Source organism: Luteibacter sp. P1_D3, assembly GCF_056406135.1.
On sequence record NZ_JBFUAT010000018.1, the window covers coordinates 46,238 to 59,825 of the forward strand.

Annotated in this window: 9 protein-coding genes; 5 read left to right on the plus strand and 4 right to left on the minus strand. The window is 63.5% G+C overall.

Annotated features, from left to right (window positions below):
• Window positions 1-3: 3 nt before the first annotated feature.
• On the minus strand, window positions 4-1,473 hold the full coding sequence (locus AC1DYM_RS12965) for an MFS transporter (RefSeq protein WP_477338902.1): 1,470 nt from the start codon (window positions 1,471-1,473) through the stop codon (window positions 4-6).
• Between the two features lie 186 nt (window positions 1,474-1,659).
• On the opposite strand from AC1DYM_RS12965, the gene AC1DYM_RS12970 reads away from it, so the two are divergent.
• The 5 genes from AC1DYM_RS12970 to AC1DYM_RS12990 all read left to right on the plus strand — a co-directional run bounded on the left by AC1DYM_RS12970 (window position 1,660) and on the right by AC1DYM_RS12990 (window position 10,458).
• Complete coding sequence (locus AC1DYM_RS12970) at window positions 1,660-2,673, plus strand: LacI family DNA-binding transcriptional regulator (protein ID WP_477338904.1); 1,014 nt, start codon at window positions 1,660-1,662, stop codon at window positions 2,671-2,673.
• A 100-nt stretch (window positions 2,674-2,773) separates the two neighbouring features.
• The gene (locus AC1DYM_RS12975; RefSeq protein WP_477338906.1) at window positions 2,774-5,371 is read left to right on the plus strand and encodes a glycoside hydrolase family 3 protein; all 2,598 of its coding nucleotides are present in this window, start codon (window positions 2,774-2,776) and stop codon (window positions 5,369-5,371) included.
• Window positions 5,372-5,661: 290 nt separating this feature from the next.
• A complete protein-coding gene (locus AC1DYM_RS12980; RefSeq protein WP_477338908.1) occupies window positions 5,662-8,091 on the plus strand; it encodes a TonB-dependent receptor in 2,430 nt (809 codons plus the stop codon).
• A gap of 168 nt (window positions 8,092-8,259) precedes the next feature.
• Entirely contained in the window at window positions 8,260-9,834 is a 1,575-nt protein-coding gene (locus AC1DYM_RS12985; protein ID WP_477338910.1) for a tryptophan halogenase family protein, read from the plus strand.
• Window positions 9,835-10,032: 198 nt separating this feature from the next.
• Entirely contained in the window at window positions 10,033-10,458 is a 426-nt protein-coding gene (locus AC1DYM_RS12990; protein ID WP_477338912.1) for a hypothetical protein, read from the plus strand.
• A 50-nt stretch (window positions 10,459-10,508) separates the two neighbouring features.
• Here the strand turns inward: AC1DYM_RS12990 and AC1DYM_RS12995 are convergent, their stop codons facing one another.
• The 3 genes from AC1DYM_RS12995 to AC1DYM_RS13005 form a co-directional block, all read right to left on the minus strand.
• Window positions 10,509-11,300, minus strand: coding sequence for an alpha/beta hydrolase (locus tag AC1DYM_RS12995; RefSeq protein ID WP_477338914.1), 792 nt, complete (start codon window positions 11,298-11,300; stop codon window positions 10,509-10,511).
• A 226-nt stretch (window positions 11,301-11,526) separates the two neighbouring features.
• Window positions 11,527-12,744 carry an MDR family MFS transporter gene (locus AC1DYM_RS13000; RefSeq protein ID WP_477338962.1) on the minus strand — a complete coding sequence of 406 codons (1,218 nt, stop codon included), beginning with the start codon at window positions 12,742-12,744 and terminating at the stop codon, window positions 11,527-11,529.
• Between the two features lie 68 nt (window positions 12,745-12,812).
• A complete protein-coding gene (locus tag AC1DYM_RS13005) occupies window positions 12,813-13,568 on the minus strand; it encodes an SDR family NAD(P)-dependent oxidoreductase (protein WP_477338916.1) in 756 nt (251 codons plus the stop codon).
• Between the last annotated feature and the right edge of the window lie 20 nt (window positions 13,569-13,588).

Consider the following 13,588-nt stretch of genomic DNA (forward strand, 5'->3'; position numbering starts at 1 on the left):
TGCCTAAGCCCGGCTGTCGGGCTCAGGCACGTATAGCGTGCACAGCGCCGCGATAAGAAGGCTCGCTCCGCCAAGGCCGAGCGCCCAGATCGGCTGATTGTGAAAGCACAGTCGCAGCAACAGGCCGAGAACGCTGGCGGCGAGCACCTGGGGAATCACGATGAAGAAATTGAAGATGCCCATGTAGACACCCAGTTTCGCCGTTGGCAGGGTGTCCGAGAGCAGCGCGTAAGGCAGCGACAGGATCGATGCCCAGGCAAAGCCGACACCTACCATCGAGGCGAGCAGCCAGTGCGGATCGCGGATGTAGAGGAACGACAGCAGGCCGGCACCACCCAGGCACAGGTTCACTACGTGGCTGATGCGCAGGCCCCAACGACGGACCATCAGAGGAATGACCACCGCGGCCAGGGCACCAAAGCCGTTATAGGCGCCGAACAGCACGCCGACCCAGTTCGCACCCTCGTTGTAGAGGGAGGAACCGGTATCCGCGGTACCGTAAATCGTCTGCGTCACACCCGCCGTGGTGTAGATCCACATCGCGAACAGCGCGAACCAGGAAAATAACTGCACCCCGGCCAGGCGTCGCATCGAGACCGGCATGCCGTAGAGGTCACCCATCACCTCGCGCAGCATCCCGTGACTGCGGGTGCGGCTAAGCCAGGTAAACAGAAGGCCAAACGCGATCAGGCCGCCGGCCAGCAGGTAGACCTCCCTTTCCAGCGCGAAATGCGTAATCGCGACGAGGACCGCGGCGCCCGCCACCAACATAAGCAGACCGGGTCGCCCGGCGCGCGATACATCCACCGACGGCCTCTCAGGCACGTTGTCGGTGAACGAAAGAAGCTGGGCGGGCGTGTACTCACGGGTTGCCAGGATGGTCCAGACCACGGCGCCCAGCAGTACCGCACCGCCGCCGTAGAACGCGTACTTCACCGTATCGGGGATGCTTCCGTCCGCCGCGACGTTGGCAACGCCGAACTGCGCCAGGACCCAGGGCAGCATCGAGGCGACCACGGCACCGGCGCCGATGAAAAAGCTCTGCATCGCAAAACCGGCGGGGCGTTGTCGCGTGGGCAGTTGATCGCCAACCAGRGCGCGAAACGGCTCCATCGACACGTTGATCGACGCATCCAGGATCCACAACAACCCGGCAGCCATCCACAACGCCGGCACGTTCGGCATCCATAGAAGGGCCAACGAGGCGAAGACGGCACCGGCCAGAAAATAGGGCCGGCGTCGACCGAGGCGGTTCCAGGTGCGGTCGGAGTAGTGACCGACGATCGGTTGCACGATCAAGCCGGTCAGCGGCGCGGCGATCCAGAGGGCAGGGATGTCATTGAGGTTCGCGCCCAGGGTTTGGAAGATCCGGCTGACGTTCGCGTTCTGTAGCGCGAGGCCGAACTGGAGACCGAGAAAGCCGAAGCACATGTTCCATATCTGCCAGAACGACAGCGTGGATCGCTCTCTCATCGACGCCTGGCCTTGTGGCAGGCAATGTGGTTGATCCCGGTCATGATTCCTCCTCCAGCAGCAGTTATGTCATGACCGGACACATCCTGCATGCTGCGGATGCAGCATCCGGGCTCCGTGTCGCCCTTGTAAGCAAAGGGCTCTGGCGGCATAGTCATTCGACAGTGTGATCACAGCGGAGAATCCATGCGGGTACGTCTCGAAGATGTAGCGCGCGCAGCGGGCGTATCGCCCAAGACAGTGTCGCGTGTGCTCAATGACGAGGCCAACGTGACCGATGCGACGCGGCAACGCGTGCAAGCTGCCATGGAGGCGATGGACTATCGCCCGCATCCATCGGCACGCAGTCTGGCGGGAAATCGCTCGTTCGTGGTGGCGATGCTGTATGACAACAACGACAACCCAGCCTCGACCTATCTGGCCGAGATCCAGGACGGCGTGCTCGAGGCCTGTGACGAGCATCGTTACAGCATGATGGTGCGACCGCTGCGAATGCGTGATCGCGACTTCATCCGTCGCTTCGATGCCCTGATCTCCGACCACCATCCCGACGGTGTCGTGCTGACACCGCCGATTACCGACTATGCGCCACTGCTGAAGCGCCTGCGCGAGCGCGAGGTGCCCTATGCCAGCGTGTCCCCGCTGCGGCGTGGCAAGACCTTGGGCGTGACGATGGACGAGCAGAAGGCCGCGCGTGCGATCGTGGAGCATCTGCTGGAGCTCGGCCATCGACGCATCGCCCACGTGATCGGCATCGCCAATCACGGCGCCAGTCGGTGGCGGCTCGCTGGCTATCGCGAGGCGATGGCTGCCGCGGGGTTGCCCGAGGATCCTGGCCTGGTGGTGCAGGGCGCTTTCACCTTCGGCTCGGGCGTGGAGGCGGCGCGCCAACTGTTTTCGCTGGCCGAGCGACCGACCGCCGTGTTTGCCGCCAATGACGACATGGCCACCGGCGTGATGTGGGCGGCGGGCGAGTACGGCCTGAAGGTACCGCACGACCTCTCGGTCTGTGGCTTCGACGATACGCCGCTGTCGCGTCAGCTCTGGCCGGCACTCACCACGATCCAGCAGCCCAGTCGTGAGATGGGGAAGATCGCCGCCGAGCAGTTGCTCAACGAACTGCGTGGCCACGGCACTGGCCGACTGGTGCAGATTCCGTTCTCCCTGCAGATACGCGGCTCCACCGCCATCGCACCCTGAGACCCTTTCGCTGCGCCGGGCCAGGCGTGGGCCATGTTGCAACGCAAATTGACAGCGCTGTCATTCCTGCCACGATGCGGACCGGAAGCGTACCGCCGGTATGCCAGCCTGGAGCGTTGACGTGCCACTGCTGCAGCGATCGAGCCTGTTTTTGCGACGTATTTCCGTGCCGCTGTCGATGGCCAGCGCCTTGCTGGTCACCGTTCCCGCCATGGCGGGCGATGCGACCCTCGTGCACCCCGAGCAGTGGCCCAAGGGCACGTCGCCGCTGCCGCCGGACCCCGCGATCGAATCGCGAATCCGCGCTTTGCTGGCGAAGATGTCGGTGGAGGACAAGGTCGGCCAGATGATCCAGGCCGACATCAAGTACGTGACGCCGGACGACGTACGCGAGTACCGCCTGGGCTCGGTTCTCGCCGGCGGTAATTCCAAACCACCGGGACAGCCGTACCCGGTTGCCTCGCAGTGGCAGGCGCTGTCCGATGCGTTCTACCGCGCGTCCACGGACACCTCGCATGGCGGCCTGGCGATCCCGGTGCTGTTCGGCATCGACGCCGTGCACGGCCACAACAACCTGGTCGGCAGCACGCTATTTCCGCAGAACGTCGGGCTGGGTGCGACGCGCGACCCGCAGCTGATCCACGACATTGGTGAGGTCACGGCACAGGAACTGCGTGCCAGTGGCAYCAGCTGGACGTTCGCGCCCACGCTCACCGTCCCACAGGATGGGCGCTGGGGCCGTTCGTACGAAGGCTACTCGCAGAACCCCGCACTGGTGGCGCAATACGCCGCCGCGGTGGTCGGCGGCCTGGAAGGCAAGCCGGGAACGCCGCAGTTCCTCGACGCGGGGCATGTAATCGCGACCGCCAAGCATTTCCTCGGCGATGGTGGCACCCATGACGGCAAGGATCAGGGCGACGCCCAGATCAGCGAAGCGACGTTGCGCGACATCCATGGCGCCGGCTATCCGCCCGCGATCAAGGCTGGTGTGCAGGTGGTGATGGTCTCGTTCTCCAGCTGGAACGGGGTCAAGATGGCCGGCAACAAGGCCCTGATCACCGGTGTGCTGAAAGAGCGCATGGGCTTCGATGGAATTGTGCTGGGCGACTGGAACGCGCACGGGCAAGTGCCCGGCTGCAGCAACGAGGATTGTGCCGCGGCTTACAACGCCGGGCTGGACATGCTCGAAGCGCCCGATTCCTGGAAAGGGGTGTACACGAACACGCTGGCCGAAGTGAAGGCCGGCGTGATCCCGATGAGTCGTGTCGATGATGCGGTGACTCGCATCCTGCGGGTGAAGATGCGTCTCGGCATGTTCGAGGCCGGACTGCCGTCGACCAATCCGCTCGCAGCCAAGGCGGCGGACGTGGTCGGCAGTCCTTCGCATCGCGCCGTGGCGCGTCGGGCCGTACGCGAGTCCCTGGTGCTGCTGAAAAACAACGGCGGCGTGCTGCCGATCGACCCACGCAAGCATGTTCTGGTGGCCGGTAACGGCGCCGACAACATCTCCAAACAGAACGGTGGCTGGACGCTGACCTGGCAGGGCACGGGTCTGACCAATGCGAACTTTCCGGGCGCCACCTCGGTGTGGGCGGGTCTTCGGGCGCAGATCGAAGCGGCCGGCGGCAGCGCCGAACTATCGGTGGAAGGCGATACGAAACAGAAGCCGGATGTCGCTATCGTCGTGTTCGGCGAGGATCCCTATGCCGAGTTCCAGGGCGACCTGCCGAACCTCGCCTACCGTCCCGGCAACGATCACGACCTCGATCTGATTCGCAAGCTGCGCGGGCAGGGCGTGCCTGTGGTTGCGGTGTTCCTGACCGGACGGCCGCTTTGGATGAATCGCGAGATCAACGCTGCGGATGCCTTCGTCGTTGCCTGGCTCCCGGGCAGCGAAGGGGAGGGCATCGCCGATGTCCTGCTGCGCACCCGGGATGGCCATATTGCGAACGACTTCCACGGCAAGCTGGCCTACGCCTGGCCACGTAGTGCGCTGCAGGTACCCGTCGCCGCCGTCGCTCGAGGTGAGCAGCCGCAGTTTCCCTACGGCTTCGGTCTGACCTATGCCGACAAGGGGAAGACCGGCACGTTGCCCGAGGATCCGGGGCTGGTACTGAGCAGCGCCCAGGCGGGCGTCTACTTCACCCGCGGTAAGCCGGCACAGGACTTCGTGGTGCGCCTGACCGGTGCGAATGGCGTGGTGACGAATGTCACTGCCACGCCGGCCGCGACGGCGGATGGAAGCCTGCATATCGGCGCGCTCGACTATAAGGCGCAGGAGGACGCGCGGAGCCTGGCGTGGGCTGGTAACGGCGCTAAGGCCGCAAGCATCGAGCTGGTCGCGCCGGCACCACTCGATGTCGACCGCGAAACCAATGGCGATGTCATGTTGGTGACCACCCTGAAGATCGATGCGGTGTCACCGGGTGATACCTCGACCATCGGGATCGGCTGCGGTGCCGGTTGCAGTGGATGGGTGCCCGTGGGATCCCAGCTCTCCGCGTTACCCAAAGGACAATGGTTGAGCGTGGGCATTCCATTGAAGTGTTTCCGCGATGCCGGTGCCAACATGAGCAAGGTGGATCGTCCCTTCGCATGGTCCAGTCACTCCGGTGACCAGATGGCGATCACCGACGTGTCGCTCAGCACGGTAGCGGACCGAACCTTGGTTTGCCCCGCTCACGCGAGCAAGCCGTAAGGGTCGGGTCACTGTCTGCAGCCGTCGATTGACGCCGCCCACTTCGGCCGGACGGCAGGAAGGCTATTTGCTTTGCACCAATTCGGCGTCATTGAAGCGAACGTCAAGTGGTGCGGGGCCTTTCAGAAAGTGTTTGTGAATGTCTGGATGACTTGCTGCCATGCGGCAAGCATTCAACGTAATACCGCTCTATCATCCGTTAATGACAGCGCTGTCATTTAGGGGGTGACAGGGCGCCAGGGGAGTTAGGGAAGCTTTGATCCGAACGATTGATCGATGGGGAGAGCCAGATGAATCTGCGTCACAAGTTGTTGTATGTCGCCATGTCACTCGCGTTTGTTCCGGGCACGCTGCTCGCGGCGGATCAGGACACGACGGTGCAAAACCCGTCGTCGAAGAATCCGGAGGGCGCCGATAAGAAGGTGCAGAACCTCGACGCCATCTCGGTCAGCGCGACCAAGCGCGACACGCCGCTGCAGAAGACACCGGTCGCAGTCACGGCGATCACCGTCGACACGCTCGATCGGGAACGCGTGATGACCGTGCAGGACCTGACCAAGCTGGTACCCGGCCTGCAAGGCACCTCGCAGGGCGATCATGGCGTCGTGACGCTGACCTTGCGCGGCATCGGTAACGACAGCGCCAAGACCGAATACGCCGATCCCGAAGTCGCCACCTTTGTCGACGGCGTGTACGCACCGCGCGCCGAGGCGGCGTCGGGTCTGTTGCTGGATATGGATGGCGTCGAAGTGCTGCGCGGTCCGCAGGGCACCCTTTGGGGCCGCAACTCGACCGCCRGCGCCATCAGCTTCCAGACGGCCAAGCCGGACATCGGCGCGGGCTTCTACGGCAACGCGCAGGTCGAGGCGGGTAACTACAACCAGATCGGCTCGCGCGCCGCGTTCAACCTGCCCATCAGCAACACCTTCGCCATGCGCGTCGCCGTGGTGCACGAGCAGCATGATGGCTACGTCGACTACCAGGACCCGTCGGGCCAGCTGCCCAGCGTGGCCCAGCAGCAAACGACATATCTGGCCTCCGGCGGCACACTGGCCAACTTCAAGCCCATCGATCCCGGCCAGTACGTGCAGAAGGGCGACAAGTACAACGCGCAGGACCAGTCCGCCGCGCGCGTCAGTGCGCTGTGGCAGCCCAGCGACTCGTTCAAGTGGAACCTGTCGTACGAGTACTTCGTCGATCGCGGCACGCCCAGCATGAGCCTGATGCAGACGCCGCGGGAAGGTGAGAAGTTCTGGTCCGCGCTGATCGACACCGCGCCGTACCTGCACCGTACGTCCAACACCGTGCGCAGCCGCATGGACTGGAACATCAACGACGGCATGCAGCTCAGCTACATCGCCGGCTACAACAAGTACTCGGGCCAGAGCGACTTCGACCAGGACGTCGGTGTCAGCGTACCTACCAGCTTCACCACCAACGGCGTCTATCAGGACGATCGCACCAACACCTCCCACTACAAGAACTGGAGCCAGGAGATCAACCTGAAGTCCACCGGTCCGCAGACCGTGGACTGGATTCTCGGTGCGTACTACGGCTACGAGAACAACGACATCCGGTTCGATATTCCCATCATGAACGGTACGCGCTATGGCACCGTGAGCTGGCAGGGTTCCTTTATCCAGCCGAAGGAAACGGTGGAGTCGTATGCGCTGTTCGGCCAGGCCACCTGGCATCTCACCGACCATCTGCGCCTCACCGGTGGCGCGCGCTGGTCGCATGATGACAAGGAAAACAAGGGCGGCATCAACTGGGGTTGGGCGTACGACCCGACCGTGCCGCAGCTGCCGATCTCGCCGGATGTGTATCCCGATCCGTCGAACGGCTTCAGCATCTCGCAGCGGAATACCGCCAAGTACACCAAGAGCAAGCCGACCTGGTTGATTCGCCTGGATGCCGACGTCAGCGAGAACGGCATGGTCTACGCCAGCGTTTCCACTGGCTACAAGTCCGGCGGCACGCAGGACGCGGGCACGCTGTACAAGCCCGAGTCGCTGACCAACTATGAGGTCGGCAGCAAGTTCGGTTTCCTCGATGGCCACATGACGTGGRACACGGCCATCTATTACGAGGACTTCAAGAACTTCCAGCTGTCCGCGCCCATCGTCTATCCGGACGGCAACCACGGCCTGGGCTTCTCCAACGTGGGCGGCAACACCAAGGTCCTCGGTTTCGAGTCGGAGCTGGCATACCAGCAGCAGGATGATCGCTTCAACCTGATCTTCTCGGCCATTCCGAAGAAGAAGCTCGGCACGCTGACCTATGCCGGGTCCAACGACTACCAGGGCCTGCCGGCATGCCCGCCGGCGTCCAACCTCGCCAACTGCATGGACGTCACCGGCAACGACCTGCCGCATGCGCCGGACCTGTCGCTCACCGCCATCTACGAGCACACGTTCCACCTCGGCAATGGCGGACGCCTCACGCCGCGCGCCAGTGCGCAGTACCAGAGCTCGCAGTGGCTGAGCTACTTCAACCTGGGCGAGGGCGACAAGCAGAAGGCATACGTGCGTGGCGACCTGTCGCTGCGTTACAGCGAGCCGGGTGACAAGTGGTGGGTCAACGGCTACGTGCAGAACGTGACCGACAAGAAGACCCGCACCAGCGCTGGCCGCTTCCTGATGGCCGATGGCTCGCTGCAGTACGTGTCGCAGTACCTCGCGCCGCGTACCTATGGCGTCCAGCTTGGCGTGTGGTTCTGACCTGCAGGGCGGCCCCATGACAGTCGTGCCGCCCGACCTTTGCCGTTCTACTGGCGACGTTCGAGGGAGCGTCGCCTAACCCTCCCTGTGAATGGCTTTTGCCGGGTCCGTGTGGGGCGTGCCCGGCAGTTCTTTTCTCGTATCGTGCGGCACCTGCGGGGACACACCATGGCGCGTCTGAAGAAAGTGTTGATCGTCGGCGGCGGCACCGCCGGTTGGCTGGCGGCATGTTATCTGGCCAAAGCGGTCAACGCGGTCGACCCTCGAAGCGTGCAGGTGCACCTGGTGGAATCGCCTGACATCGGCCTGCTTGGAGTGGGCGAAGCGACGTTCCCCTCTATTCGCGGCACCCTGGCGGCCATCGGTCTCGACGAGCGCCGCTTTCTGGTCGGTGCCACGGCGACGTACAAGCAGGGCATCCACTATCGCCATTGGGTACGGCCGCCGGGAACTCCCGGGCCGGACCATTTCTTTCATCCGTTCAACGCTCCCAGCCAGCGTCCGGGTGGCCCCGACCTGTTGCCGTACTGGCTGCTCGGTGCCGCGCCCGAGGGCATGTCGTTCGCTGATGCGGTCTCGATGCAGAGCATGCTGGTCGATCATTCGCGTGCGCCCAAGCGCCCGAAGGATGCGGACTATCAGGGGCCGATGAACCACGCGTTCCACTTCGACGCCGCCTGCTTCGCGCGAGTGCTCGCCGAGCACGGCCAGGAGACACTTGGCGTGGTTCGGCACGTGGCCACGGTGGAGCGCACGGAGCTGGACGAGCACGGCGCCATCGCGCGCGTGGTGACGAAGGAGGAGGGCGAGCTGACCGCTGATCTCTACGTAGACTGCACCGGATTGCGCGGCATGCTGATTGGCAACGTGATGCAGTCGCCGTTCCGTAGCCGTGCGGACGTGCTATTCGCCGATCGGGCGGTGGCTATCCAGGTGCCGTACGAAACGCCCGATGCACCGATCCCGTCGTACACCATCTCGACCGCCCAGGAGGCTGGCTGGGTCTGGGACATTGGTTTGCAGAAGCGGCGTGGTTCTGGCTATGTGTATTCCTCGCGGCATACCACCGACGATCGTGCCGAAGAGGTCTTCCGGCGCTATCTGGGTAAAGCAGGGGAGGGCCTCAAAGCCTTTCATATCAAGTTCGAGACGGGGTATCGCCCTGAGCACTGGCGCAAGAACTGTGTCGCGGTGGGGCTGGCGGGAGGGTTTGTCGAGCCGCTGGAGTCGACCGGTATCGCACTGATCGAGTTGGCGACTTATCTGCTGACGCATCTGCTGCCTGGCGACACCGACGATATGGAAAGCGCAGCGCGTCATTTCAACGAAATGATGGTGGCGCGGTATGACCGGATCATCGACTTTATCAAGATGCACTACTGCCTCAGCCAGCGGCGGGATTCGTCCTTCTGGATCGACAATGCTGACCCTGCGAGCATCCCTCAGACCCTGCAGGAGAAGCTCGAGAAGTGGAAGCTACGCCCGCCGCATCGGTTGGACTTCGTCAGCGATCTGGAGATGTTCATGACCTCCAGCTGGCAGTACGTGCTGTATGGGATGGAGTTCCGGACGGATCTCGAGCCTATGCGGAGTGCGTATCCGGATATGGACGTGGCGCGGAAGGAATTCGCGGTGATCCGCCAGGCGGGGTCTCTGGCACTCGATGATCTGCCGGACCATCGGGTATTCGTGGAGCAGATGTGCCGGGAGCACAGGCAGCGCAGCGAGGCCGTTGGGGTATAACTGCGTCGGTAGCCACCCACCGACTGCGGAGAGCACGTTATGGATATCGCATCGTTTCGCCCCTTGACGTTGTTCTGTGTCCTGGCGCTTGCCGGGGCACCGCTTCAGGCCTCTGCCGCGCAAAACGCTCCCACACCAGCTCAAGCCCCCACGAGTGCCACCGAAACGCCCGCGGCGCGACCTGCGGACGTAGCATCGATGGGCGCGATCATCGATGCGGTCTACGACGTGATTTCGGGCGCCAAAGGGCAGGAGCGTGACTGGGATCGCATGCGTTCCCTGTTCCTGCCAGGCGCGCGCCTGATTTCCGCGCGGACCGACAAGGATGGCGTCACCGCAGCCCATGTAATGAGCGTGGAGGATTACATCCGGGTGGGTGGTCCCATGCTGAAAAAAGATGGCTTCTTCGAGCGTGAGGCACACCGCACGGAGGACCGTTACGGCAACATCGTCCAGGTGTTCAGCACGTACGAATCGCGCCATGCGGCGGCTGATGCGAAGCCGTTTCAGCGGGGGATCAACAGTTTTCAGCTGCTGTTCGATGGCCACCGTTGGTGGGTGGTGACGATTTACTGGCAGGGTGAGACGGCGGAGTTTCCGATTCCTGCCAAGTACGGCGGCTAAGACGTCGAGGCCGCGGTACGCCAAGGATTTCTCGCTAGTCGCGCGAGGCTTCACGTTCGGTGGTGAAAGCGTGTCAGCGCTGCCGTCATCAAAGCGAGTGCTTCGCGCGCAGCCGGAAGCGGCCCGGAGTGTGTAAAACCATGGTCCGCGCCGGCGAACTCGTGGTAGTCGGCCGATACGCCTGCTTGATTCAGACAGTCGGCATAGACCTGTGACTGCTCTTTGATGAGGTCGAGGCTTCCGGTGACGATACACGCCGGAGCGAGACCCGCGAGCCTCGTACACCGAAGCGGGGACACGTCCGCGGATTCACGATCGGTGACCCGCGGCAGATACATCGCGCGAAAGAACGGCAGCATGGATGGCGGGAGCGCATTACCCATGCCCGGTTCCTTGACGGGATCTTTGGTCCAGGCAAGATCGAGCCATGGATAGGCGAGCACCTGGCCGCTAAGGCGAAATGCGCCTTCGTCGCGGATTCGTCTGGCGAGCACGGCAGCGAGACCGCCTCCCGCGCTGAATCCGCCCACCGTCACGCTCGATGCATCCAGGCGCCACGATCTTCCGTGACGAAGCAACGTACGCATGACGGCCAGACTGTGGACGACTGCTGATGGATAGCGGTATTCCGGCGCCAGTGGGTACGCGACGCTCGCGATGGCGCAACGAGCGGTCACGGCGAGGTGTCGACAGATCAGGTCGTCCTGGTGCGGTGATCCTGTTGCGTAGCCGCCACTGTGGTAGCTGAAATGCACAGGCCAGGGACCTCCACCCGGCTCGTCGGGGACGTAGAGAGTGACAGTGCCGGTACAGATCGCGGAGGTGATGGGGATGGTGGTCACGGTGACGCCATCGGATCCTAGCCCGAGCCTGGGCGTGACCTTCGCAAAAAACGGCACGATGAGACGCAGCAGGCGCGACCGTGCTCGCCCTGCAAGCGTGACGACGACGATCTCTCCAACCTGATGACTGTGCCGCGCAAACAGTAGCCAGGCGACGGCGAATAGGACCGCCGCGACCGTCGTCGCTACGGGCAGGAGACAATGAAGGGCATTCATAGGTATCGGCTCAAAATTCCGGCGCTTCAGTGGCCCCGGAGGCGACCTCTGTCATCGTCGCTGAAAGGGGGCGCTCGCGAAGCAACAGCGCAACGACGATGCTGGCGACTCCGGCGACAAGCCCTGCGCCAAAGCAGAAACGGTAGGACTGGAAGAGGCTTGCGCTCTCAGCAGGCAAGACGAGACGGACGAGCACCGCTGCCGAGGCGCCCAACGCGCCACCAATGGTCTTGAAGAAGTTGAGAATGCCGGTTCCCAGGCCGAGGTGACGTTCGGCAACGGCATTCTGGCCAGCAAGAAGTGCGCTCTGGATAACGAGGCCAACGCCGACACCGAGCGTCGTACCCGCGCAAATAATCAGCGTCGGCGACGGACTGCCTGGCGTCGCGGTCAGCCAGCCCAGGCTCATTCCCATACATACGGTGCCGACCGTGGGAATCGCGCGATAGCGGCCGGTACGCGCAACAACGGTTCCTGCGACGCCCGAAGCCGCGACAAGGCCAAACAGCATCGGGATGATTGAAGCGCCGGCGGTCGCCGGCGACAGCGCGTAAACATCCTGCAAGGTCAGGGGAATGTAGAGCATTCCCACGAACAAGACGGCCGTCGCCAACATGAACAACACCGCAGACGACCAGAAGATGTTGGGAGCCACAAGCGAGGCCGACAAGCCGGCTCGGTGCCCCGCATAGTGCGCTGCGTGCGGAGCCTCACTCACGTTCAGGTGAATCGCAACGAGGGCCATGGCGACGAGGCCGATGGGCAGGTTGACGAGAAAGATCCACCACCAGCCCATGTGCTCGACGATCAGCCCACCGATCAGTGGTCCGCACACCACGGCGATGGCAGGAACGATACCCAGGGCTGCCTGGTATTTGCCGCGCGCCCGCGGCGGTGCCAGCGCAGCCACAATCGTCATGACCAGGGAGCTCAGTGCGCCGCCACCCACACCCTGCAGCGCTCGAAATGCGATGAGTGCGGGCAGCGTTCGGGCGACGGCGCACAGGCAGGAGGCCACGATGAAGAGTCCGAGGGTTACCTGAAACGTGCGCTTCTTTCCAAAGACGTCCGCGATGCGCCCGAGAATCAAGGTTGATAACGCGCCCGTCAGGAGGTACGCCGTTGCGATCCACGAGACGTCGCTGCCGCCGAGGGCTTTTCCGATCGGCCCGAGTGCCGAGGCGACAATGGTCTGGTCCAGCGTGGCGACAAAGAGGACCAGCATCATCGGCAGCAACGCCCGTGAAAGGGCCTTCTGCCGTTCGGACGCGGCCTCGATCAGGGCGGATTCGGAAGTCATACCTGCGCCAGTCCGCCGTCAACCGAGAGAACGCTGCCCGTCATGTATGACGAGTCCGACGATGCCAGGAACGCCGCCGCGCGTGCCACCTCTTCTGGCTCGGCCCATCGACCTAGCGGTACCGCGTTGCGAACGTACTCATCTACCGCCGGGTCCTTCCATGCTTCTTCGGTGAGCGGTGTCCGGACAGGGCCGGGACTTAAAACGTTGACGCGGATGGCTCGTCCGGCGAACGCTTCATGGGCTGCGAAGGTACGAGCGAGACTGCGCACGGCGGCCTTCGTCGCTGCATACAAGGGATCTGCCAGACGCCCCATATCCGCAGCGGCGGATCCGGTAATGATGACCGAGGCGCCTGTCGCGAGGACCGGGATGGCGTGCACCATGGTGAAGAAAACGCCCTTGAAGTTCAGATCGGACATCGCGTCGAACGCGGCCTCGTCAACGTCATCGAGGGCAGGTGTGTGCGACGTACCCGCATTCGCCATAAGGATGTCGAGATGTCCGAATCCATCTGCGACCTGATCGACGATCCGTTGGACGTCCTCGACTCGCGCCATGTCCGCCACCAACGTTCTTGTACCCGGACCGATCGCCTCCGCCGCTGCCGCCAGGCGCGAAGCATCCCGCCCTGTTATCAAGACCCGGGCACCGCCTTGATGGAGCAGTCGGGCCGTTGCCAGCCCAATACCACTGGATCCGCCGGTGATGAGGGCGATTTTCTCTTCGAACCTGCCTGCATTGCTGTTCATGGGCATGCGCTCCAAGCCTA

Bases quoted from the DNA above. Each gene is read 5' to 3' on its own strand.
- AC1DYM_RS12970 (WP_477338904.1), top strand. From the start codon at position 1,660: ATGCGGGTACGTCTCGAAGATGTAGCGCGCGCAGCGGGCGTATCGCCC.
- AC1DYM_RS12985 (WP_477338910.1), top strand. From the start codon at position 8,260: ATGGCGCGTCTGAAGAAAGTGTTGATCGTCGGCGGCGGCACCGCCGGT.
- AC1DYM_RS12990 (WP_477338912.1), top strand. From the start codon at position 10,033: ATGGGCGCGATCATCGATGCGGTCTACGACGTGATTTCGGGCGCCAAA.
- AC1DYM_RS13000 (WP_477338962.1), bottom strand. From the start codon at position 12,744: ATGATGCTGGTCCTCTTTGTCGCCACGCTGGACCAGACCATTGTCGCC.
- AC1DYM_RS13005 (WP_477338916.1), bottom strand. From the start codon at position 13,568: ATGAACAGCAATGCAGGCAGGTTCGAAGAGAAAATCGCCCTCATCACC.